A 24,606-nucleotide genomic window follows, 5' to 3' on the forward strand; every position below is an offset into this window, starting at 1 on the left:
TGGCCGTTAAATGCCAACGCCTTCCATCCTTATTTTCTATTGCTCGTTGACTTTTCAGATTCAGAGTGACGCTGACGGACGATGTTCAGAAATAAATTTGGCCAGATTTTCTACCGATGCGAAATTAGTCCGCGTATTACTGTCATCCGTATCGAGAATAACGCTGTACTGATTTTTAATTGCCAGGCCCAGTTCCAGCGCATCAATGGAATCTAATCCCAGCCCATCACCAAACAGCGGCGCGGTCGTTTCAATATCCTCAATCGAAAGATCTTCCAGATTCAGCGTTTCAATAATGAGTGCTTTCAATTCCTGATGTAATTTTTCCATGATCATTTCTCCTTTCTATTTCATGTTCTTGCCCACCCAGTCGGGTAACGCAGAAAATTCAGGTTCTGGCACGTTGCCAATGCCAGCAATACCGGGGTTCCCGCATCGTCCAGCGCCGGGCTTTCGACACCAGTGCGTCTACGAGCATCAAGCCTTGCGGTAAAGGGCTGCAATCCGGTGAGTCAATCTGAAATCCTGCGTGGCGGTTTGATTGTCTTTGCCCCTGGACCAGAAACTCTTGCCCAGACGTCAGCAACAATCCCAGGGCATAACCGCGGAAATCCTGCGTTTCATACTGACCGTAAGGATCAGGCAGAGGCTCATCAAAATCGACCAGCAGTACGCGATGCGTCGGATTTGAGGCCAGATAAGCTGCGGCTTCAATGCAAGCAGCGTGCAACGATGAACGGGATGCCGATACCGATGTCGCCGCAACAGTCTGACCGGCAATAATGGTAAACAGTCCTGTCGCGGTATTATGGACTGACTGAGAAAACGCCATCGGCGATGCCGGTTGTCCGGCTAACACCGATTGCAACAGCTGGCTAGTTCGGGTCAGTTCGCCATGGCGGCAGGAAAACACAATATAATCAACCGATTGTTCACGAGTCAGAGACACGGCCACCTGAACCGCTAACCGGCTCAAGGTGCTCATTCGCCGCTTTTGCATCGGAGGGATCGCATCACTGGGGACAAAATGTTCATTATCTGGCCAGGCATATCCATTAGCCTGCCAGTCGGCCCATTGTTCAGGCTGACTGATGCCCGGCGATAATGCCATCCAGTCTATTACATCAAATTGAATGCCTTGCATGAAATGAAACCCAGCCAGTTAATAACAATTATGTTATTTGTATTTTATTTATTACCTCTATTATTAATGCATTTAATTTAGTATGACAACTATTGCAAGCTTTTATAACCCAATCAATTTTAAAAACTCTGCGTTATACCGCAAACCAAGTGGCTTATTTGATAAAACACTGCTTTCGCACAGAAATATTTCACTCACTTTCTGATATTTAGAAACCTACTGGCTTCATGCAGTAAGTCGCTATTACGCTAATAAAATCTAATCCCTGAAATGAAAAACATTCATTGATAGATTTATAATACCTCTATACTCATTTAATAAGGCGATACTGTATTTAACGCACAATTTTTTCTTCCATCATGGAAATAGTATCAATTGACACTGCTGAGATTAGTATTTATTGAAGCCAAACGTCTGTAGCCCCGACGATATTTTTATGAAGACTGGATGGTGGTGACCGGATGATAATTTTACGAAAGCGGAAGCCATAAGGTTTCATAAGCCGGCGTTTAAAACCGGCTTATTTTCTCTCATATGCGATAACTCATTGCTCGTCCAGTTTAGGCTGCTGGGGCACCTGAAATGAACCCTGCGGCTACCCCAGAATAAATCCAACAATTAACCAGGTAATCAACTCAGCAATCACACTGGTAAACAACCTGGCAAACAACCTAGTAGCCAAGTCGACCTAAGGCACATCAATCTGCCGGATAAATCACACCTAATGATGCAGGGCGGCTTGCTCCGGTCACTTCCGGCACGTTACTCGGCTGGTTGTGTATCCGCTGCCGGGCCAGCCAGGCAAACGCCATCGCTTCCATGTAGTCCGCATCTACCCCTTCATCACGGGTATTGCCCACCAGCCATTCCGGCAGCAACGCAGACAATCGTGCCATCAGCGCCGGATTGTTCGCACCGCCGCCGCAAACCAACAGGCGTGGGCTTGGGCCAAACTTAAAGGTATGTACCTGATCTGCAATCGTTCGGGCGGTAAACTCCAGCAAAGTCGCCTGCACATCTTCCGGAGCCAACCGTTCACCTGTTGCCACAGCAACAAGTGCCAATTGCTCGTTCAACCAAGGCAGGTTGTAATGCTCCCGACCAGTGCTTTTCGGATAGGTTTGGGTCAGATAAGGATCGCTCAGTAACTGAGCCAACAAGGTCGCGTGGCAACACCCAGACCGGGCATACGCGCCGTCCCGATCATACTTGTCACCCTGCTGCTGATAAATCCAGGCATCCATCAACATATTACCGGGTCCCGTGTCATAACCGACAACCTTCCCGCTGTGAACGCCCGTTATGGCTTCCGCTTTTGAGTCTACCCGAGCATTCTGCCCTGAGCCCCCTACTGCGCCAGCCATGCCAGCCACAGTACGGGATGGCGGTAGCACAGAGATATTCGCAATACCGCCAATATTGAGGACAACTGTCGTCGAGTTAGCCTGGGCGAATAAAATGCGGTGAAAAGCCGGCACCAGAGGTGCTCCCTGGCCACCCAGCGCCATATCTTTGCGACGAAAGTCCGCCACCGTGGTGATCCCGGTTTTGGCCGCGATAATGTTGGCATCCCCGAGTTGGGTGGTAAATGGGTATTCACTCTCCGGATGGTGATACACGGTCTGGCCATGGTTGCCAATTGCGGTAACATCCTGAGGAGAGATTCCCTTTTGCCTTAACAGCGCATTCACCGCATCCGCAAACAGGTGGCCGAGACGGTGATCCAGTTCACCGATCTGACGCAAGTTGGTGGCTTGCCCGAGACAGACTTCCAGCAAAGCATGTTTCAGCTCATCCGGCATCGGGTGATCGTAGTGAGCCTGCAGGCTAACTGACACTGGCTGTGCGTCGGACGCCTCATGCTCTATCGCCACCAGCGCCACATCCACTCCGTCCAGACTCGTGCCTGACATCACCCCAACATATAATTCCCGGCTCATCCGCTACCCTTCATGATGACTTACAGAATAGTCACTCACAGGACTACAGCTTTGACACTTGAACCTGGTCACCGTCCGAATGTTGCTCAGCCAGATTGTTGGCCGTCTGCAACGTCGGGTTGTAACGAGGCGTTTGAGTCAGCTGTACCTGCATCGAAACCATATTATTGATCATCTCCAGCAGCGACGCCCACTGAACCTTGTTTTCTTTCTCAAACAGGCTTTCGAAATTATCCGGCGTCCATTCAACAAACAAACGCGGATTCAGGGTTCGATCCAAAAAACGGATCTCATAATGCAGATGCGGCCCGGTCGATAGTCCCGAGTTGCCCGTCCAGCCCAGCAAGTCACCTTTGTTGACATAGTTGCCGCGTTTCACATTGAACTTACTCATATGGGAGTAAGAACTGGTAAAACCAAATGAGTGGTTCAGGCGGATGAAGTTACCGTAACCTTTGTTACCCGAGCGCACGACTTCAACAATCCCATCTGCCGGTGCATAAATCGGTGTGCCAATTCTGGCTGAAAAGTCGAGACCGTGGTGGAATTTTTGCTTGCCGGTAACCGGGTGTACGCGGGAGCCATAGCGGGAAGACATCCGCGTGTCCGGCGTTGGGCTGCCGTTGGGGATAAGACGGAACAATGTTGCCCGCACCGCCGAACTAACAGCCGCACTGTCAACCCGCGCTTGCAGCGACATATCTTCACCGTCTTCACCGTTGACACCAAGTACCGCTTCAACATCGTCGATACGCTGTGTCAGCAGCGCCAGTTCGGCTCGCTTTTCTTCCAGCTCCTGACGTAGTGCCCGGTTCGCTTCACTCTCTTCCGACAAAGACGCCATTAAATGGCGGGATTGCTTATTCAGCACATTTAATTGCTTGGATGACAGCTGGCTTTCCTCGTAAAGGGAATACACGCTGTAACTGCCGCTTCCTGCTAATACCAGCACAGAGGCAGCGGCCAAAGCAAAATATCGTTTCTTAAAGCGGTTGATTAAATAATGCGAGGTGCCTCGGCTATGAGACACCGAAATACAAATGTTTTCTGACATGGGGACCTGCTACCGCTCTTCATCATGATGTAAATCTGCGAGTTGCTCTAACTCTCGATGTAAGAGCGCATCAGTGCCCACGTTTAATTCGACCAGACGCCGAAGGTGACTGGCGCTTTCTATATCAATATGGTGTATATGCATATGGAGATAATTAGCGTCATGACTGACCAACCGGGCCTCCAGCCTCAGTTCAATGTCACTTTCGTGCAAACAAAAAGCAATAACATATTGGTTATCTTGTGAATTATATTGCCAGTCGTGAGGACAAGTCATCAGCAGTCCCTTCAGGGACAAATCCAGTACTTCTGCTCGCCACTCTCCGGATGCCTGTTGCAGCATAGCCGGAGCACGGTAAAGAATGCGACGAAAATGACGACGTTCAATCATGAGCCCTTCATTTTGTTGTTCTTTTATAAATTGAATTGTAAAGATAAATATGCATATTCACCAGAAATATCCTCACATAAAAAGATATTATTAATAAACTGATAGTTAAATCACACAGATATATTCAGTCTAGCCTATCCCACAAAGCAAAATAACGTGATATTGATCGTCACTTCCCAAAAAAATATGACGATTTATTAACCAATGCTCGTCATATATTTGACAGCTATAGCGGTTAAACCCACCAATATGAAGCTACTCCTGGCACGGTAAACCTCTCCCCATCACCAATCGATACACAAGCAGAATCGGGCATACCAATACAGATAAAGATACAAAGATAAGAAAGAAAGAGAGAGAAGGTAGAAGGTAAAAGACGAGGCAATCAGAGATGAAAGAGGCAGAACAGAGATAAAAGAGACAACGCAAAAGAAGTGCGAAACAGGCTGTCAGAACAGCCCACTTTCATAAAGATAAAGCCATCGAAAACCACTCGGCTAGTTAAAACTCTGACAGTCCCCGTCAGCGCAATCAAGAGCCCTGTCAGCCAATAAAAACAGGGCACAGTCAAAACGACAAACTAAGGTTCCAGCACTTTTAGCTCTTGAAAATCAATCTCTTGATGGTAATCGACGTCTTGCAGACCAAACCCGTTTAATTTCAGGAAATCTTCCCGATAACCGGCATAATCTGAAACGGATTGAAAGTTTTCCGGCGTTATCATTGCAATTAGCTCAGTGACGGCCAGCTGTACGTCTTCTGCCATTTCCCAGTCATCCATTCTAATCAGCCCTTGCTCATCCCGCCCGATGTGCTGCTGCCCATAGAGACGGGACTGAAACAGCCGTTGCATCTGCTCGATGCATCCTTCATGAGTTCCGCTCTCTTTCATCACCTTAAACAGGGCCAGAATATACGGTCCAAGTGCAGGGATAAATACACTGGCTTTGGTCACCAGAGCTTTGCAGACAGCCACATCCGCCCCGCCACCAATGGCATTCAGTCGGCGGTTAATATCAGCCGCAGTGGCATGCAAATGCACTTTCGCCCGCCCCAGTGTGCCCTGATGATAAATCGGATATGTGATCGCCGGTCCGATATAGGAATACGCCACAGTGCGGCATCCGGGAGCCAGTACACCGGCCTGCAGCAGCGTATCTATCCACGCAGCCCAGTCATCACCCCCCATCACTTTGACAGTCGCTTCGATCTCGGCGGGCGTCGCCGCATCCACCGTGACGGTGTCCAGCTGCCCGGTTTCGAGATTTACCGTCTGACCGGTCAGTGGTTCCCCCACGGTTTTAATCACAGAGCGCCACAACTCGCCGGTTGTGGGATCAGGACGCACGCCCGTTGCCAGACTATAGACCACTAAATCAACCTGGCCACCCAAATCGGTTCTGATCGCTTTGATGACCTGATCCCGCACCTCCGGCGAAAACGCATCTCCGATAATATTGGTTGCCACCCGACCGGCTTGTTCCGCTTCCTGACGGAAAAAAATGTTGTTATACCAGCCTGCTGAGCCCACACCTTTTTCGCTCGGTCCTCGTTCAAAAGAGACTCCGACAGTATCGGCCTCTGCGCCCCCAAAAGTCAGGGCGATACGCGATGCCAGTCCAAAACCGGAGGACGCACCCAGGATCAGAACCCGTTTCGGTCCGGCTTGAATTGGCGGGGCTGAGCGGACATATTCAATCTGCTCCCGCACGGCCTGGCGGCAACCGTAAGGATGAGCCGAACGGGCTATCACCCCTTGAATCACAGGTTCAATGATCATAAAAACCTCGCTTGCTGGCACATAGCTCTATTGTGGCGTTACAACTGGCTCATGAAGCCGACTAGACAATGAAATGAATAGACAAACAGTATCCCCAATCATTCAGACTACAAGCGGCTTAAACGGCCACTGCCGGTCAAATTGAAGGGCACCAGCATAGCGACAGTACCAACGTCTCGTTTTGCGCCATATCAAGCTCGTGACGGGTCTTCATGCGTCAGTAACCAAACTTTTATGTCCAGCCCGCCCGCGTAACCGGTCAGCTTGCCCGAGCTACCAATAATGCGATGACACGGTACAATGATTGGCACCGGGTTTTTACCGTTCGCCGCCCCAACCGCCCTGACGGCTTTAGGGTTACCGATAGAACGGGCAATATCACCGTAAGAACAGGTTTCCCCAAATTTCACGGTATCCAGCGCCTGCCAGACCTGATGCTGAAATTCAGTACCCGCCATATTCAGCGGCACCTCAAACGTCTGCCGTTCTCCGGCAAAATATTCCGCCAGCTGCTGGCAACAATGGCGTGTCACGTCACTCGGCTGCTGCAGCGTATCCGGAGCGGCGGCAAACTCAATGGCCTTCACGCCATGCTCGTCAGCAACAACGTTTAACATCCCGATCGGGGTTTCAATCAATTGATTACTCATTACAAGGTATTCCATAAATGTAGGGTCAGGTAGCTACGCCAGGGTGCCGCTAGTGCAGGTTGGCATTCGCAGTGCTCAAGCGCTTTTTTCACGCCGAGATCGCCGTCCAGGAAAATGTCCGGATCGCTGCACCCTCGCATACGCAAATAGTTTACCGTCCAGGGTCCAATGCCCGGCAACGCCAGTAAGGCATCGGGATTATCCAGCGGATGCTCTGCCGCAAACCGGGCAAACTCCCGCAGTGTCTGGCGTCGTCTTTCCGGCATTCCCAGCTGGTTCAAATCATACTCCAGCAGTTGTTCCGGGGTCGGGAAAAAACAATGGGCGTCAGTGTTTTCAGGATTCATTGCCACTATCTTGACCACCAGGTTTCGCGCGGCTTTGACTGACACCTGCTGACCCAAAATGGCGCGAATACCTGCTTCAAACGGGCTCCAAATCCCCGGTAAGCGCAACCCCTCCACCGGTAGCGGTAACACCGTTGCTCGCTCCAGTGCAGTATCTATCACGCTCGAATCGGCATCCAGATCCAAACATCGCCGGATGGTAGCCAGCACCTGCGGCAGCACGCTCAGATCATCGAGTGAAATAGTGACGATAAAACGGGTATTGTCAGCATCATGGCGGGCGGTAAACCACCCGTGATAGATACGGGCTGACTGAGCCGTGCCATCGGTTTTATCCTTTTCACCAACAACATCATCAGTATGGAAGAACTGAAACGTGCGACCGTAAGAGGTGTCATCCAGCCATTCCAGCCCTTCAATCAACCGCGAGGCGTAAAAATTACGCACTCCCGCCCAATGATAAGGAGGACGATACGCCAGACTGACAGAGAATGTCACCGCCCCGGAGACAGGCTCTCCCGGTTGTTTACGAACCTGAGTTGGCGCCAGCGAAAAATGCTGTTTAAAGCAGTCATTGAACCGACGGATACTGCCAAAACCACTGGCCAGCGCAATGTGGGTAACCGGCAGGCGTGTTTCATGCAATAGTTTTTTCGCCAACAAGCACTGCTGATACAGGCTGTACGCCTTGGGCGACAACCCCAGTTCGTCCTGAAACAGCTTACGAAGATAACGATCCGTCACCCCTAACCGTTCCGCGAGCCTGGCAATGCTACCCGCAATCAGCGCCCCTTCATCGATCAGACGCTGTGCGCGGCGGAGTGTCGTGTTTTTCCCCAGCCAGGCGGGCGACCCCGGCGCACTGTCCGGACGACACCGCAGACACGGGCGATACCCCGCCTGCGCGGCCGCCACCGCCGAATCAAAATATTCCACGTTTTTTTCCAGCGGTGGCATAGCGGGACAAATTGAGCGACAGTAGATCCCGGTGGTTTTCACCGCCGTAAAGAACAAACCGTCATAACGGCGATCACGGGCCATTCTGGCCTCATGACATTGCATTGGGGTTAGCATGCCTGCTTCCTTTGTTCAGGCTGAAGTCATGCTTTTAGTCTACCCCGTCAAAAAGGCAATACTAGCCATTTTCGGAACTGAACGTTACTCAGTGGATAATCATTTCCAACAGAGGAATACTGGCAGCTTCTGTGTTGTCATCTTCGGTGCTCGTACTATACAGATGCTGGCACCTAGCATTTAGCACTTAGCACTTAGCACTTAGCACTTAGCACCGAATAATGGCACGTTAAGCGACTTCAGGTATCGGCTTCGGCGCTGGCTCCAAATCAGGTTCTTTTTGCACGGTTGGTACTTGCCCTTCGCCAACAGCACTGAGATAACAGCCACTGAGTTTAATCGCGAGGTACATATCGGCACGAAGTAAGATACCGCCTTCGCTGGTGCTGATACCTGTCAGCTCACACCACTGCCGCAAGCGACGTTTTCGCCCGGCCAGGATTAAGCGAATACCCCGTTTTTTAAGGGTTTCATGAACTTCAGCCAGCGTTGCCATCACGCTTAAGTCAAGGTGAGTAAAACTGGATACGGCATCTACCACCACACACCCGACATCCTTCGTATGCTCCGTATGCTCTAACAAACGGCGTTTGAAATAAGGGGCATTAAAATAGGTCAGCGGAGAGTTAAAGCGATAAATCACCATGCCCGGAATTGGCGAGGCTTTGCCTGTGCCATCAATAGTGCGAATGGTGCCTTCTTCATCCAGACCGAGGATCTGATCGCTTGGACGCATGACGATGCGCAAGAACTGAAACAGCCCCAGAAGTACCGCTAAGGTGATACCCGGAATCACGCCAACCACCAACACAGAGACAAAGGTGATGGTGGCAAGATAAAAGGCGTCTTTGTCGCGTTTCCTTAATGTCCATATCGCTTTGAGATCGAGCAGCGACAGGGAGGCGATAATCAATACCACCCCAAGTGAGGCGATCGGAATAAATTGTAAAGGCTGATAGATAAACACGGCGATCACCGCAATCGTAATCGCCGCAATAATCGAAACCAACTGTGACTTTCCGCCATTGGCGTCGTTTACTGCGGTACGGGAATCTGCGCCACTAATCGCGAAGCCTTGTGAAAACGCGGAAGCGATATTGGCAAAGCCCAGCGCTCGAAATTCTTTATCAGCATCAATGTCATAACCATTTTTCGCCGCAAAACTGCGCGCCGTGAGCATCATGCTCACAAAGCTCACAATGGCAAGGTTCAGGGCGGGCACCACCAATTCACGCACCACGCCCAGTTCAAACTCCGGTGTTTGAAATTGGGGCAAACCACCTTGAGTAACACCGACAACGGAAACGCCCTGTTCTTCCAAATGAAGCAACCAAACAGAGGCGGTCGTGACAAGTATCGCGAGCATCGCGGCTGGCCAGGTAGGGCGAAAGCGCTTCGTCACCAGATAAATCAGCACCGTAGCGATACTTAACCCCAGAGTCGGCCAGTGGAGTTCAGCCAACCGTTGGGGAGCCTCCCACAAGCGTTCCAGCAAATAACGTTGCTCGTATTTCAAGCCCACGACTTTGGCAAACTGGTTAACGATGATGGTCAGTGCCACACCGTTGAGCAACCCGAGAAGAATCGGACGAGAGAGAAAATCAGCAAAAATGCCTAATTTGAGGCGGCTGGCCAGTATGCACCATATCCCTGTCATGGCGGTCATGGTCATCACCAGCTGCCAGTGTTTGATAGGGTCGCCTGCAGCAAGCGGTGTAACTACGGCAGCAATCACCGCACAGGTCGCGGCATCGGGGCCAACGATGAGTTGTCGGGAAGTGCCCATGAAGGCATAAACCAGCATCGGCAACACACATGAATAGAGGCCGATAATCGCCGATACGCCCGTTAATTGCGCGTAAGCGATGGCGACAGGTAATGCAACCGCCACCACAGAAAAAGCAGCTCGAATGTCATTGGCGAGCCATTCATTTTGGTAATGCTTAAGCTGAACGAGCCCGGGAAACCACTGCGAGAATAATGTTTTGGTCAACAGATTTACCCATATATACGGTTAAGTTACTGTAAAGTATACATCATACTATTGTAACGTCCGTGAGCTATTTATCAGTCGACAAGCGTTAGGGCTGACACAGTGAGATTGCTCCGAGCCCAGAGGAATTAAGGGGATTAAGAATTAAGCAGGTCACGGATAAGCAAGCGCGGTCCCATCCTTACAAAGCACTCACCTCAACGAAATTACGTGCATCCAAGCGACTTTTTTCCATTATTTTTATTAATGGGTTACTCATTTAATGAAGGTGCTAAAAGGGGGCTATTCACTTTGGTTGAGATGCTAGTTTTACGGGTTCCACAAATTGACGCTCTCGTTCAGCGAGCTTCCCTCAATCTATTCCCCCACAGCATAACTTTTCAGCATGATCTCCTACATCCCTTACAACTAGAGCACATCCAGCGTCGCCTTGACGCGATCTAATACCACGATGGTTCTGAACCATTTCACATTTGGGTTACTGTGAAACAATTTATCGCAGATCTCCTGAAAACGCTGCATGTTCGGCACAAGCAACACCAACATAAAGTCTGCCTCACCGGTCACGTAGTAACATTGCTGAATTTCTGACCCGGAAAAGCTGTCCTTTAGTAACTGCAAATCCACCATGTGCGTTTTATCCGCCTGAACCTCGACCAAAATTGTAATCACCTGATTCAGCTTATTTGGGTCTAAGATCGCGATATTTGCCTGGATATAGCCGTTATCTTTGAGTTTTTGAATACGACGCTGCACAGAGGCCGTGGACAGGTGAACCGCCTCCGAAAGTTCGCGTAAAGGGATCTGGCAATTCTTCTGCAACAACTCAAGCAGTGCATAATCATATTTATCCAGTGTCATGATGATTTTCCGGGTGAGAAATTTTCTCACTAACAGTATGTATTTAGAGCACCTTTATCAAGAAGCACGCAATAAAATACAGCCATCTACCCACTCACTCGATATCAACGTATGCAAACTCGCACTAATACCACTGTCGGTGTCACCCTGAATGTCATTGCGTCGGCTCTCTTCGCCCTGATGTTCGCTTACACCTCACTGCTCAAAGACCTAGAGGGGCTGGAAATTTACGGCTGGCGTATTTTTCTCACCTTCCCACTGTTAACATTATTCATTCTGATACAGGGCTATTGGCCTCAAGTTGTCATCATTTACCAACGATTACGCAATGAACGCCATTTTTGGCTCACTCGTCTCGCCTCATCCTTTCTGGTCGGGATTCAATTGTGGCTGTTCATGTGGGCTCCCGGAAACGGATACGGACTCGCCGTGTCCCTAGGGTACTTCATTATGCCCATCACTATGGTGGTTGTCGGCCGGTTTGCTTTCAAAGATAAAATGTCTCGGTTCCAGCAACTGGCTTGTCTGTTTGCTGTCGTTGGAGTGGCCAATCAACTCGCGATCTCTCAAACCCTGTCGTGGCCAACACTGGTAGTATGTTTAGGTTATCCCGTCTACTTCTGGTTACGGTACAAAACCGATACCAATAACATTGGCTGTATCTGGTTTGATATGATGCTCAGCCTGCCTGTCAGCCTCTACTTTATTTTTCATAGTGGCCATGTGCTTTCCGAACTACCAATGAGTTTTGATTTGCTCTGGGTGGTGGCAGGCTTAGGAATCATCAGTGCCCTTGCTCTCGCGTTTCAATCGTTATCAGCCCCGCATCTCAACCTCAGCCTGTTTGGCTTGCTCGTGTATGTGGAGCCTGTCCTGTTGTTAGTGGTTGCTTATTTGCTGGGGGAAACCATCAGTCCGAAAGAGTGGCCTACCTATATCGCGATTTGGCTGGCGGTCGTGGTCTTAATGCTGGAAGGGGCCCGTAGCCTGAAAAGAGCAAAACATAAATAAATCAATGTTACAAAGCGATTACCCAAGCAGGAGGATATTCACAGCTTGCTTGGGCGCTCTCAGACAAATCCAACAGCATCGATTAGCGACCACAATTAAAAACAGCCCCCGCTAAACGGGGGCTGCTGATGGTACGCAATGATGTGCGAAACGGATTCGTGCATGAAAAAATCAGCGAACTCAACTATAAATAAGCCAAGCCTAAATTGAAGTCATTGTCAGCATATGATGGAGACGATAGTTAAAAATATTAACATTTTAATGAATACATATGCCGCAATATTTTCGCATCAATTATCGAGTTAATTAGGAAAATTGTAATTTTCACCCTAAAAAATTAGGGTGAATGAATAATTTAAGAATCATGTATAGAATTTATTTCCCAAAGACAGCACGACCACAGCCATCATGTCATTATTAATTTTCACATTAATGGAAAACTTTCTAACTAGGCATGATAAGTTCCATTTGATAACGTAATTAAAGTGCCTAATATTACGTGACAACCCACGTACTACCTCTACTCGGACATAACCTGATTGTGTATGGAAGTTAACTAATTGTCGACCTTACTTGTTGTATCACGGAGCTTCATTGCAAGTATGAGGCCCGACAGAATGAGCGTAATGAGATTGGCCATAATTAAAGGTAAATCTCTGACTACCACACCGTAGACACACCAGAGAAAGACACCAAAGAAAGACACCAAAGACAAATATACAGTACATCAAGAGTGAAATGGACTCGGTATTTCTTGACTGAATGACCTGCCAAACTTGAGGAATAAACGAGCAGGTTGTACAGATGGCTGCACCATAGCCAACAAGGGAAATTTTATCGACAGCGATCATGAAAATTGTTCCATATAGGTGTTGAGGACAGGCCACAGACGCTGAGTACTGACCCAAACAGGATTCCCATTAATTAATCCATCATTGGCCAGAAAGTCGGGGACACATCCGCCAGCTTCCTCGACCAGAAGTAACCCCGCAAGCGCATCCCAGCTGTTGAGGTGCGCTTCAAAATATCCATGAACGAGTCCTGAAGCAACATGAGCAAGCATCAGCGCACCAGCGCCAAATCGTCGATGATCGACGTTGTTTTCATCTAAAATGGTCAATAGGTTTATTACGTCTGAAAGTGGTCTGCGGTTAGAGTGGCCAAGCCCAATGATAGACTGGCCTTCCGCTTCATTTTCCATCTTTAAACAACGTCCGTTCAACCAAGCGCCCAGCCCCTTTCGAGCCGCAAAGAATTCATCCCTTTCCGGCGCATAAATATAACCCAGTTCAATTTGATCATTATTTACATAGGCAACGGAGATACACCAATAATCCATCCCTTGTATATAGTTGGTCGTGCCATCAATTGGGTCGATCACCCAAATCCCTTCTTCTCCTGCGCTAATGCCGCTCTCTTCACCCAAAAAGCCATCCTCAGGGAACAGATGACTGATGACGCTTTTAATTTCTGTTTCAACTTCCCTGTCGACCTGAGTCACAAAATCATTCTTACCTTTGACTTCGATCGTTAAGCCTTGTTTGCGAAAAGACAGCGCTTTGTCGCCTGCGATTCTAATTGCGTTTTCCAGCGCTTCCAGTTTCTCTGCTGCTTTCATTTTCTTACCTATGAATCCTGCGAGTGGATTGGTGATGTGTTTCTTGTGATGAGTTTGACCGGAATCAGCTCAACTCTTTGTTCCATGTCCTCATGACGCGCTCTGCTTTCCAGACACCATAAGGCACGCTTAGCCGTTTCGACGACATCATGCTCTATCGTGGTCAGCCGGTAGCTATATTGAGCCGTTAAAGGCGTATTATCGAAGCCAATAATGTGAAAGTCTTTGGGCGCATCCAGCCCATTTTTTCGCATGCCATCGAGAAAACCGCAGGCCATGAGCGCTGTGGCACAGAAAATCCCATCGAGTCGTTGACCAGAGGCTATCAACTGCTCAGCAGCAAGAAATCCACCTTCATATCCATTTCTTTCCGATTGAATCTCAATATATTCATGGTCCTTGTTTTCTAACCAGCCCTTGAGTGAACTTTGAAAGCCCTTTTCCCGATCTAAACCCGACCAGGTCGAGTGTTTGTAATTCAGCCAACCGATTGAACGGCATCCGGCAGCAATCAGCTGATCGGCTGCCAATTTGGCGCCAGCGTGGTTATCAGAGCAAACGACGTCGACTTTGGGCAGATCTATTTCTCGGTTAATACCGACAATCGGAATACTGTATTGAAGACACTCTTTAACCAACGCCTCCGGCGGCTGACCGGAAGTTACGATGACACCGGATACTCGGTATTGCGTAAATCGGCGCATGGTTTCATCAAGTTCATCCCCCGGACGGACCTCAGTCACCATGGACTGGTAGCCTCGTGCCTGGATCTCTTTTAACAGGGCTTCCAGCAAAAGGCTTCTGAAAGGGTCATTGATATGCGCGACAACCACCCCTATCAGCTGGCTACGGCGCCGGTTTAAACCTTGTGCCAGAAAGTTCACCTGATAACCGAGTTGTTCAGCCGCTTTCAGTACTCTTTGCTTCGTCGCTTCCGAGAGACTGCCGTTTTCAGTAAACGTCCTGGAAACAACTGATCGTGATACGCCGGCCAAATTCGCCACATCCTGCGCGGTCACGACATTGGGTTTATTTTTGGTGCTCAACTTGGTATCCACCATTTTGTCATTCTGATAAATCGATGGTTAAACCATCGTGACTCACAAACAGATATTCGATTGTTGCTGCGCTCTGTTTTATTTCCGCAATGGCTTCATCCCAGCAATGATAGAGGCCGAGCCGTTTTATATTGGATTTTTCTAACAAAGCTTTACAAGCGTAGAAGTCGCCGTGGGATGAAGTTTCATCCAGGGCGTCAAATGAAGCACACTCCTGGAATGCCAAATCTGTATGTTGCATTAAATCAATCGAAGCCTGAGTCGGCCTGCCATCACCACTATAAAACAACTGCTGCCCATCAGCTGAAATTCGTAATGCCCTATTCGTCAACTCATGCTGTGTTTCAGCCGTTTCCAACTGCCAGTGATTCCATACAAAATGATCCGTGATCATTTGCCAGTGAACTTCGAAGCACAGTTCTTTGGCTGGCCAGTTGGCAAATAAGGCGAGAAACTGCAACGGAGATTTATTTTCTTCCTGACAAAAAATAGTCACAGGCTCAGTACGGTGATGGCTTTTCCAATAATTAAATAATGCCGTGAGTCCCGTGCAATGATCCGGATGAATGTGAGTAAAATATATAGCGCCTATTTCGTTGACGCTTGTAGAACGATTATATAAAGCCCGAGGAACAGTCGGACCACAATCTATCAATAACTGGTTACCTGTATTGTCTGTTACAAGTAACGACGATGTATTGCTTATTTTTGAGAAAGCACTTCCACATCCAATAACTTCAATTTTCATTGTTTAAACCAAACTTTCTTCTTTCATTAATTAATTTGTCATAAAGCGAGCTCAAAGTACGCTCATATAATGTCTGTTAATTTTTGCATTTTTTTTACACGTCAATGAACACGTGTTCATTGACGAAAAAAATCTAAGCATCAGAAGTGAACTTTATATATTTCTGATTTTCGAGGTAACAATGACTAGTTTGAACATTCAGGGCTTATGTGCCGGTTACGGAGATAAGCAGATACTCTCAGATATAAATCTGACCGTTCATCAAGGCGAGATGATTGCTCTGCTTGGTCCTTCCGGTTGCGGTAAAACGACGCTACTGAATGCGCTGTGTGGCTTTCTTCCTGTTTCTGAAGGCGAGATCCGGTTTGGTGATAAAAACATGACCAACCTACCGGCAGAGAAACGAAATATCACCATGGTTTTTCAGAGCTACGCACTCTGGCCGCATATGACTGTTGCGCAGAACATCGGCTATGGCCTGAAAGTGAGAAAGGTTCCCGCCCAACAAATTGATCAAAGGATCGATGAGTTTTTGGCAATCGTAAATCTAGAAGGGCTAAAAGATCAGAAAGTCACGGATTTATCCGGCGGCCAACGCCAACGCGTTGCTTTGGCAAGAGCTTTGGCAATTCGGCCAGACATTTTGGTTCTCGATGAGCCGCTGTCGAATCTAGATGCAAAAGTAAGACTTCAGGTACGCCATGAGATTAAATCTTTGCAAAAGCAATTTGGTTTTACATCCCTCATCGTGACCCATGATCAGGAAGAAGCCCTGGTCATGGCGGACCGCATTGCTGTTCTGAATCAGGGGAAAATAGAGCAACTGGGTACATCTGAGGAAGTATACAACCAGCCAAAAACGCCTTTTGTCGCAGACTTTATGGGGGCGGACAATCTGGTTGTCTGGCCTGAAAACAGCAAAGGGCTGCAAATTTATTTCCGAAGCGAGAAAGCGCAATTGGTGGAACAGAATTGCGAAACACCCCGTCGCTCTCTGTCTGAAGAGAACGGGCTGCAGCTTTCCGGAAGGGTTTTGCAAAGTGCGTTCTTTGGTCACAGCTATCGCGTCAGCGTAGAGTGTGAGGGTCAGCTGATTCAAGCGATTCATCCGACTCCTCTTGAACCCGATTTAAACGTTTTATTACGCGTACCCCACCATTCGCTCCATATGTATAGCGGGCAACACTGACGATTCACTAACCCACGAGTAACTACCTAAATTAAGGACTAGCTATGTTTGTAAAAACCAATATGACTTTACTGACAGCTATTGGTGCAATTCTTGTTTCCGGCGTAAGCCAAGCGGAAACAACACTGAATGTCGCATCTGCAGGAAGCCAAAACATGGTCGACTACGTAAAAACTTACTTAGCGCCAAAGTTTGAAGCCGCACACCCAGGTGTCAAGATTAATGTTGTTGGTACCGGCCCTGGCGATGCAGGCTCTCATAAAATTCTGGAAAAGCTCTCTGCTCAAAATAAGAGTGGCCTGAAAGCGTGGGATATCGATGTCGCGGTTGTCCATCAAAAAATTGGTGGAGAGATGGTTCAGCAAGGGCTTTTAAGTCGCTACCGGAACGATATCAATACAGGCGCGATGGTTACTCGTGACAGTGCCAGAAATGCGCTGGGTACCAATGTTGATGGGTATGTCATGCCAATGTTCCACAGCCAGACAGCTATCGCGTATAACAGCGACCTGATCCCGACACCCCCAAAATCATATGATGAGCTTGTTCAGTGGGTTGAAAATAATCCGAAGGCATTCGGCTACAACGGCATCAAGAACGGTATGTCTGGTGTGAGTTTTGTGACGGGTTGGGTTTATGCATATGGCTCGGATGCAGATAAGCTGTCAACCAAGCCATACCAAAAAGGTGTTCAATCTCAGTGGGATACCGCGTTCGAAAAGCTGAAAGTGTTTAACAAGAACATCACTTTCACGCCAGGTAACGCCGGTACGCTAGACATGCTAAACCGTGGCGAAATCTTCATGGGACCAGTATGGGTCGATATGTTCTATAGCTGGAAAGAACAGGGCAAGATCCCGCCTTCACTGAAACTAACTTTGCTTGCTCCGGGCATGCCAGGACAGCCAATGTACTACGTCGTGCCGGACAAAGCGGCCAATCCAGAGCTCGCTCGCGAGTTTATCGAGTTGGCTACCAGCCCCGACATTCAAGCTGAGGGCATCGTGAAACGTTTCAACTGGTATCCGGGCATTGATGCCACACACGTGAAAAAACATCTGGATAAGCAGAGCTGGCAGAAGTTATTCGCAGAAATTACACCGGATGATCTCTCTAAGTACGGTAAGAGTTTCCCGATCGCACCCTATTTTGATGATATCAAAGAAGGTTACGAGCGTAAGGTTGCAAATTAATCGCTGTATGCTCGAGAGGTCACACACCTCTTGAGCTTTATATAGTGGCTGTTTTCACTGGAAATATTATGTATTACAACCCAATAAAAAACATCTGGATGGTTCTGCCGGCGGCATTAATGGTGGGGCTGTTTTTCCTCTATCCATTAGTCTTTTCTCTTTTTTCCGCGCTATTCACCGATGAAGGTGCATTGACGAAAACGCATCTGGAGAATGCGGTCGAACTGTACTCTAACGATATTCTGTTTACGATGATTATCGTGCTGAGTTCAATGGTCATTTTATGTGTGCTGTCGATATTCATTGCAGCAATATTACGCCTCTCTCCCTTTACATCGCTCGTTCGGGTTTTAGGTGTACTTTATCGACTGCCTTTGTTCATCCCACTCATCGTGACAGCTCAGATGATGAGAACCTTTTTAGCTAAAAATGGGTTGATGAATAACGTTCTCATTGAGGCCGGGCTATTTACACCTCTCGAAACCATTTCATTTCTGGGCTGGAGTGGAATCATCATTACTTTTGTCTGGAAACAACTCGCTTTTTCGACGCTGCTTATTTCCGGGGCGATGTCAGCCATCGATGAATCCCAGGTCCGTGCTGCGAGAAACTTAGGGGGCTCAAGAACTCGGATCCTGTTTCAGATTCTCCTGCCTCAGATTGTCCCAACAATTGGTGTCGCCATGGTCCTGTCTGTCGTGACGATGATGTCAGCATTATCTGTACCGCTGATGATAGGCACAGGCACACCCACCATGATGACCGCCGACATGGCATTTCGAATCAATTCTTACGGTGATTACCATACCGCAAATGCACTGGGCCTTATTTCTTACTGCATTTGTGCTGCGTTTGCCTGGTTCTATCTTCGTCAGAATCTTAAAGATAAGGCTGGTGTATAGTGAGTAGAGAACTAACAATGCGCTCTTTGACCAGAGCAAATACATTCCGATTTTCAAACTTAATACGTCTGGATGCCTTTCCACAGCTTGTCTTTGTGATATGTCTGGCATTGATCATGTTCGGCCCGATCATCAATTTGCTTATCTGGACTGTGGCCGAGGTTTGGTATTTTCCTTACACATTACCCTCCCAATGGGGACTTAAATACTGGGATCAGGTGTTCAGCCCTTATAGTGATGTTTCCGGCTCACTAACAACCAGTATCTTGATTGCTTTGACCACGGTTGCGGTCTGTCTCTCCGTCTCAATACCTGCGGGTTATGCGCTTTCTAAGCAACAGATGCCTTTCAGAATATTCTGGATGCTTTTGTTTCTGATCCCTCAGGCGTTTCCTAACCTGACGGTGTACATGAACATAGCAAGAATATTCTACGACTTCGGACTCAACGGGACTTTTCTCGGGGTCGTCTTGGTACACAGTGTCCATGGTCTGATGTTTTCGGTTTGGATTAGCGTCGCCGCTTTTTCCGGCATAGACCCTTTGATGGTCCGGGCATCCAGAAACTTGGGCGCAGGCCCTGTCTATACCTTCTTCCATATCACTTTGCCTCAAGCGACACCGGGTATTGTGGCCAGTGGTATCTTCGTGTTCCTTGAATCACTTGATGAGTTCACCGGAACATTCTTTGTCGGTGCGCCAGAGATAAGCACCTTACCGCTCCTGTTATATACGGCAAGCATGGAAGGCAATTATCAAATCGCATCGATTACGGCGCTGATACTACTCGTCCCATCGATTCTGTTCATGTTTATTATCAGCCGATTTATATCACCAGAGATGTTGTCAAAAATTGGGCGGTAATAATAAATAAAACAGCATGATAAAGATCTAAACATTAAATTTAACCATTATTTTCCCGGTTAGAATTCAACGTCTCACCATTTAAATATCTGTAATTAATCTGAATATTAAAGATGGAACTTTAAAAATGAAACATATAATACCAACTGTTATCTTGGGTTTAAGTAGCTCAGTCTATGCAACCTCTGATGCTTATCAACAGCCTCGGTTAAATCTTTCCATGGTTCAAGTGTTGTCCAGCCTGGCAAATAGCTGCCAAGCGTTTGTCGCTGATACTGAAGTTGATCACAGCTTTGAGATTAGTGACCACCATCAATCTTTTGCACTGTCACACCAGTGGAGCAATGGTACCCATACCGCGTTTATTTCCCACTCCGAAACAGGCTCAGATGATGAGGGACAAATTCTCGCATTTCAGGTCACAGAAAGTATGTTTGATCCAAACCAAGACCTCATTTCCGGCCACGAAACCATGCCTCTTGAAGATAAAATTTATATTAGTGAGCAACACCCATCCGGTATTGCCTGGTTACCTGCGCCCACGAACAGCGCAAAGGATCAGGGTTATTTACTTGTCGCCTCTCAATATGAAAAAACGGTTCGCTTTCGTAAATTCACCATCGACGGCGACAAAGGACAGGTGGCGACATTGACTCAAACGGATCATAAAATAGAAGAAATCACAGATGTTTGGATTAACCGCCATGAAGATGACTATTGGTTAATTTTACACGACATGGACAATGCACAAGGTGCGGCGTACAAGGCATCGGTGGCAGATTTATTTCAATATGGCACCGATAACGAGGGTGAAATTAACATTCGCGCTTTCTCCTATGTCAACAGCTATACCTCACCATCCAATACAGGCTGTAACAAAAGCCTCGGTCAAAATGCTCAATTAGTCGAAGATAGTACGGGGAACTGGTATATCGTTCACGCCTATACAGACACCACATGTGGCGCAAATATGGGGACAAACCAAGTCAAAGCTTACCCTGCTTACTTTAACGATGACGGCACATTTAGCGTCGCAACCAGTCCTACCCCGGCAGCTTCAACCAGCGTGGGCTATTCCATCAGTGTTACCGACGAAGGAGCCGATGGCGCGACTGGATTTAGAGTCACGAACGACGGACGACTCGTGGTCTATTTGGGGGGACAATATGCATCTTTAGACGGGTTTGACTATAAAACGTATTTGAAAGAATGCCGTTCATCAAAATATTGACCACTCCTTAACTGCTTAACTGCTTAACTGCTTAACTGCTTAAAAATAGAATAGACGCTCACATGTTTTGAACGTCTATTCTTATTAACACCTTCAAATATAGCGTTATTGCATAATAACCAAGTAACTAAAAAGCGAATGAAAACTATCCCTAATTAGCTAAGCGGAGAATTAGCGTTTCCATTCACAAAAAACACTGCCAGATACTCCCATGGAATCAGTAAATCAAAGGAACAATAGCAATCGTATTCACGCACACAGTTTTCTGTTTAATCCCGCTATCAAGAAGTTCATCGCTTTGAATCAAGCTGGGCGTCAGATTACGGCGTGACAATCCCGAAATCATTCGCGAAGGTATCAAAAATACTCATCAGTTCGTCCAGCTTCTGGCTGTCTGAAACCTTGAATTTTCCGGCTTTGATCAGCTCTTCAAACGACGCTTTCCGAGCAAGTAAGTCCGCCAGATCCGATTGACTGAACGTCAGCGTTAAATCGGCATGATCCAGTTGGCGATCCTGATACGTTTTCAGCACTGAGTTCGACAACAACATGGCATACTCACCCGATTCAGAATTCTGATCTCCCGAAACCTTCAGATTCACGGCCATGGTTTTACCTGCCGCTTTTTCAGGGTTCACCCGAACAGTCAGCGACTCCAGAACAGAGCGCACTGGCATATTTTTCGCGATGGCAGTGGTGTCTGGCGTAGGCGCAGGTTTAAATCCTTCCCGCAATTCTTTCGCACCTATCAGGTAGTTATTCCGCCACGGACCAGACTCAGACTGATAGCCCAGTTGCTCCATGGCATCGGCTTCTAAATACCGGGCCTGGGCATTCGACGGATCAGCAAAAACAACGTGATTTAGCAAAGTCACCGCCCAGCGGTATTCGCCCCGTTCAACCGCTCTTTGAGCAATCTGGACTACCTGATCAGCCCCGCCCATGGCTTCCACATATTTCGCCCCGGCTTCTTCAGGCGGCAGCGGGTTCAAATTGGCTGGGTTGCCATCCCACCAGGCACCAAAATAGAAGTCGTAGGTTGCGCGGGCATTATGCGAAACCGTGCCGTAATAACCACGGTTGTACCATTCTTTATCCAGGGATGTCGGCAATTGGATACTGGCTGAAATCTCATTCGGGGTGTAGCCCATGTTGGCCAGACGCAACGTTTGGTCATGGACATACTGATACATGTCGCGGGTCTTCTCCAACTGATCTTTGATCTTCGCTTTCCCCCAGGTTGGCCAGTGATGCGATGCAATCATGGTGTCGGCTTTGTCACCATACTGCTGAATGGTCTCATCAATATAGTCCGCCCACTTGCTGGCATCACGGGTCTGCGCGCCACGTAGGGTCGAAATATTATGAATGGTATGCGTCATGACTTCTGAAGCCAGCAGAGTGTTATATTTCGGCATAAAAGCCATGAATTCTGCCGGCGCTTCCGAGCCATTCGCCATCTGGAAATCAAACTCGATCCCATCAATCTTGTGTTTTTCACCGGTTTTGTGAATCAGCAATGTTGGCTCAACAATTCCCGGTACACCGGTCGATGTCGTTTTGCCTAAACCCGCATCGACCAGGCCTCTTGGCCCAGGCTCTGCAAGGTTTCCGTACATGAAACTTGCACGGCGTGACATCAGGTTCCCGGCCAGCACGTTTTCAGAAATGGCATGCTCATAGAAACCTTCTGGTGCGACGACGGCGACTTGACCGGCATCGTACGCTTCCTTGGTGGTCACCCCCCAAATGCCGCCGAAGTGGTCGATGTGTGAGTGGGTGATCACCACCGCCGTCACTGGCAATTTCTCAACATGCTGATTCAATAACGCCAGACCGGCTCTGGCCGTTTCTTCGGAGATAAGCGGGTCGATCACAATCCAGCCTCTTTCACCCCGAATGAAAGACATGACCGACAAATCAAAGCCGCGCACCTGATACACGCCGTCCGTCACCTTAAATAGGCCCGCCTTGTTATTCAGCTGAGCCATGCGATGCAATGACGGATTGATTGTGTCGATCTTCTGCTGCGCATCCACAAACTGATAAGCATCGAAATCCCAGACCACATTACCGGCTTTGTCACGTATCGTTTTTCTGGCCAGGTCGCAATAAAGCCTCGGCTTGCAGCACTAAAGTCATCGCGATTATCGAAATTCAAAGAGCTTCTGACCGCTTCATTTTTCTCAATGGTATAAATACTGGCAGGCTTGCTGTCAGGTGTAATCTCCATTGAGGCCATTACCGATTGCGAAATCAATGCAATCGACAGATAAACAACAGACTTTTTCAACTTCATTTTCTATCCTTATTTCCAGCAGCGCTTTTGTATTCATCACTTAAATATGTCGATACCCGTATACCCCGGATCAACACAGGTCAGGACGTCACAGATTCAGCCGAGGCTCAGTTGACGCTCTTAAAATGTCTGTTTAGTCTATCGACTCTCAATTGAACTGTTGGAAAGGCGTATTTGACTGAATGGAAAGTCATGTTGATTTAAACTTGTTACGGACCTTAATCCTGGTCTGTAAAGTGAAAAGCCTGAAGCTTGCATCTGTCAGGCTGGGGATTTCTGAAAGCGCCGTCAGCAAACAACTTTCCCGCCTGAGTGAACAATTGGACGAAGTTCTGTTTGAACGAACCCCGAGTGGACTGGAGCCAACACCCTATACGCAACACATTTTACCTCAGCTTCAGTCCTCACTGTCTGCCATTCAGACAACGCTCCGGAAGAAGTCGTTTGATCCAGCCCAATGTCACGATACCCTGACCATCGCCTTGCCGCTGATCACGCTGGATAAATTTGGTCAGCAAATCTATCAAAGCCTCAAACACGCTTTACCCAAAAGTAAGATCGTGCTCTCGAGCTGGAATCCAACCACCCTCACAGCCATGGCCCAGGGTGAAATTACATTGGGCGTCCATTACTGGAATGCTGATATTTCTGGTGAGATTTATCAGAGAAAAATTACCGATGATGAGTTTATCGTTGCGATCGCACAATGTCATACAACGGCCAATTTTGATGTCGTCAGAAACTGGCCGTTTATTATGCTGCGCAGCAGCGGTTGGAATGATTACAAATCGCCGTATTATGAAAAGTTCGTAACTTTGGGATATACCTTTGATTTTGAATATCAATTAGACAGCCCGCAATTGGCTTATCAGTTTATGAACAATGAACGCGTCGCGATTCTCACCACGCTAAAAAATATTCCGGCAGGTTTTAAGCGTATCCCGACACCGGACGCATCACGTTTTCAGGGCACGCTGTCCAGCTACACCCAACTTGTCAATCGGTCTAACCCGTTACACCTGTTTCTGCACCAGAAGCTGGTAGAAATTTTTACGGCAGCAGAGTAGCGCAGCAAAACCATTCCAAATCAAAAACACACGCCTATCGCAGTGTATTTTTAATATTCAACAACTTAATAGAAATTCACTATGGGGAGTTTCTAACAGTAATTACGGTTTTGGGGTGTAGCGATTAGCTTCAGTCTGAGAGGGGCCGTTTCATACCCCCCTAAGACTAGATGTGTGCCCTGACTTTGCATTTA

21 protein-coding genes and 1 pseudogene are annotated in these 24,606 nt (G+C 47.9%); 7 read left to right on the plus strand and 15 right to left on the minus strand.

Annotated features, from left to right (window positions below; translation table 11 throughout):
* Positions 1 to 60 precede the first annotated feature (60 nt).
* The 10 genes from FH974_RS24615 to FH974_RS24660 form a co-directional block, all read right to left on the minus strand.
* On the minus strand, positions 61 to 330 hold the full coding sequence (locus tag FH974_RS24615; protein ID WP_047885046.1) for a phosphopantetheine-binding protein: 270 nt from the start codon (positions 328 to 330) through the stop codon (positions 61 to 63).
* Between the two features lie 58 nt (positions 331 to 388).
* The gene (locus FH974_RS24620) at positions 389 to 1,144 is read right to left on the minus strand and encodes a beta-ketoacyl synthase chain length factor (protein ID WP_047885045.1); all 756 of its coding nucleotides are present in this window, start codon (positions 1,142 to 1,144) and stop codon (positions 389 to 391) included.
* Positions 1,145 to 1,842: 698 nt separating this feature from the next.
* Positions 1,843 to 3,084 (minus strand): anhydro-N-acetylmuramic acid kinase, encoded by a 1,242-nt coding sequence (locus FH974_RS24625; protein ID WP_047885044.1) that lies wholly within the window; start codon positions 3,082 to 3,084, stop codon positions 1,843 to 1,845.
* Positions 3,085 to 3,127: 43 nt separating this feature from the next.
* Entirely contained in the window at positions 3,128 to 4,138 is a 1,011-nt protein-coding gene (locus FH974_RS24630) for a M23 family metallopeptidase (RefSeq protein ID WP_047885043.1), read from the minus strand.
* A 9-nt stretch (positions 4,139 to 4,147) separates the two neighbouring features.
* On the minus strand, positions 4,148 to 4,528 hold the full coding sequence (locus tag FH974_RS24635) for a PilZ domain-containing protein (protein WP_047885042.1): 381 nt from the start codon (positions 4,526 to 4,528) through the stop codon (positions 4,148 to 4,150).
* A gap of 580 nt (positions 4,529 to 5,108) precedes the next feature.
* Entirely contained in the window at positions 5,109 to 6,308 is a 1,200-nt protein-coding gene (gene fabV, locus FH974_RS24640; RefSeq protein ID WP_047885041.1) for an enoyl-ACP reductase FabV, read from the minus strand.
* Positions 6,309 to 6,499: 191 nt separating this feature from the next.
* Positions 6,500 to 6,958 carry a methylated-DNA--[protein]-cysteine S-methyltransferase gene (locus tag FH974_RS24645; protein ID WP_047885040.1) on the minus strand — a complete coding sequence of 153 codons (459 nt, stop codon included), beginning with the start codon at positions 6,956 to 6,958 and terminating at the stop codon, positions 6,500 to 6,502.
* Positions 6,958 to 8,379, minus strand: a complete 1,422-nt coding sequence (locus tag FH974_RS24650; protein ID WP_047885039.1) for a DNA-3-methyladenine glycosylase 2 family protein — start codon at positions 8,377 to 8,379, stop codon at positions 6,958 to 6,960. Before FH974_RS24650 ends, FH974_RS24645 begins: the two co-directional genes overlap by 1 nt.
* Positions 8,380 to 8,608: 229 nt before the next feature.
* Positions 8,609 to 10,372, minus strand: coding sequence for a SulP family inorganic anion transporter (locus FH974_RS24655; protein ID WP_047885038.1), 1,764 nt, complete (start codon positions 10,370 to 10,372; stop codon positions 8,609 to 8,611).
* A gap of 408 nt (positions 10,373 to 10,780) precedes the next feature.
* A complete protein-coding gene (locus FH974_RS24660) occupies positions 10,781 to 11,233 on the minus strand; it encodes an Lrp/AsnC family transcriptional regulator (protein WP_047885037.1) in 453 nt (150 codons plus the stop codon).
* A 111-nt stretch (positions 11,234 to 11,344) separates the two neighbouring features.
* Between FH974_RS24660 and rarD the strand changes: the two genes are divergently transcribed.
* The gene (gene rarD, locus FH974_RS24665) at positions 11,345 to 12,244 is read left to right on the plus strand and encodes an EamA family transporter RarD (RefSeq protein WP_047885036.1); all 900 of its coding nucleotides are present in this window, start codon (positions 11,345 to 11,347) and stop codon (positions 12,242 to 12,244) included.
* A 581-nt stretch (positions 12,245 to 12,825) separates the two neighbouring features.
* On the opposite strand, the gene FH974_RS24670 is transcribed toward rarD, so the two are convergent.
* From FH974_RS24670 to FH974_RS24685, 4 genes are read right to left on the minus strand one after another with little or no spacing between them, the layout of a single operon-like run.
* Entirely contained in the window at positions 12,826 to 13,095 is a 270-nt protein-coding gene (locus FH974_RS24670) for a PQ-loop domain-containing transporter (protein ID WP_242551931.1), read from the minus strand.
* Positions 13,092 to 13,862: an inositol monophosphatase family protein gene (locus FH974_RS24675; RefSeq protein WP_207103916.1), complete on the minus strand. Its 771-nt coding sequence runs from the start codon at positions 13,860 to 13,862 to the stop codon at positions 13,092 to 13,094. The genes FH974_RS24670 and FH974_RS24675 overlap by 4 nt, the downstream gene beginning before the upstream one ends.
* A gap of 8 nt (positions 13,863 to 13,870) precedes the next feature.
* Complete coding sequence (locus tag FH974_RS24680) at positions 13,871 to 14,908, minus strand: LacI family DNA-binding transcriptional regulator (RefSeq protein ID WP_207103917.1); 1,038 nt, start codon at positions 14,906 to 14,908, stop codon at positions 13,871 to 13,873.
* Positions 14,909 to 14,927: 19 nt separating this feature from the next.
* Complete coding sequence (locus FH974_RS24685) at positions 14,928 to 15,668, minus strand: MBL fold metallo-hydrolase (protein ID WP_047885032.1); 741 nt, start codon at positions 15,666 to 15,668, stop codon at positions 14,928 to 14,930.
* Between the two features lie 181 nt (positions 15,669 to 15,849).
* On the opposite strand from FH974_RS24685, the gene FH974_RS24690 reads away from it, so the two are divergent.
* The 5 genes from FH974_RS24690 (at position 15,850) to FH974_RS24710 (ending at position 21,046) form a co-directional block, all read left to right on the plus strand.
* The gene (locus FH974_RS24690; RefSeq protein ID WP_207103918.1) at positions 15,850 to 16,857 is read left to right on the plus strand and encodes an ABC transporter ATP-binding protein; all 1,008 of its coding nucleotides are present in this window, start codon (positions 15,850 to 15,852) and stop codon (positions 16,855 to 16,857) included.
* A gap of 44 nt (positions 16,858 to 16,901) precedes the next feature.
* A complete protein-coding gene (locus FH974_RS24695; RefSeq protein ID WP_207103919.1) occupies positions 16,902 to 18,050 on the plus strand; it encodes an ABC transporter substrate-binding protein in 1,149 nt (382 codons plus the stop codon).
* Positions 18,051 to 18,118: 68 nt separating this feature from the next.
* Positions 18,119 to 18,952: an ABC transporter permease gene (locus FH974_RS24700; RefSeq protein WP_207103920.1), complete on the plus strand. Its 834-nt coding sequence runs from the start codon at positions 18,119 to 18,121 to the stop codon at positions 18,950 to 18,952.
* A gap of 17 nt (positions 18,953 to 18,969) precedes the next feature.
* Positions 18,970 to 19,815: an ABC transporter permease gene (locus tag FH974_RS24705; RefSeq protein WP_047885029.1), complete on the plus strand. Its 846-nt coding sequence runs from the start codon at positions 18,970 to 18,972 to the stop codon at positions 19,813 to 19,815.
* A 127-nt stretch (positions 19,816 to 19,942) separates the two neighbouring features.
* Positions 19,943 to 21,046, plus strand: coding sequence for a hypothetical protein (locus tag FH974_RS24710; protein ID WP_047885028.1), 1,104 nt, complete (start codon positions 19,943 to 19,945; stop codon positions 21,044 to 21,046).
* Between the two features lie 320 nt (positions 21,047 to 21,366).
* On the opposite strand, the pseudogene FH974_RS24715 reads toward FH974_RS24710, so the two are convergent.
* Positions 21,367 to 23,345, minus strand: a pseudogene (locus FH974_RS24715) (alkyl/aryl-sulfatase).
* A gap of 182 nt (positions 23,346 to 23,527) precedes the next feature.
* On the opposite strand from FH974_RS24715, the gene FH974_RS24720 reads away from it, so the two are divergent.
* The gene (locus tag FH974_RS24720) at positions 23,528 to 24,412 is read left to right on the plus strand and encodes a LysR family transcriptional regulator (RefSeq protein ID WP_053061805.1); all 885 of its coding nucleotides are present in this window, start codon (positions 23,528 to 23,530) and stop codon (positions 24,410 to 24,412) included.
* Positions 24,413 to 24,606: the final 194 nt, after the last annotated feature.

The sequence above is a fragment of the Photobacterium ganghwense genome (assembly GCF_017329545.1).
Lineage (GTDB): Bacteria > Pseudomonadota > Gammaproteobacteria > Enterobacterales > Vibrionaceae > Photobacterium > Photobacterium ganghwense.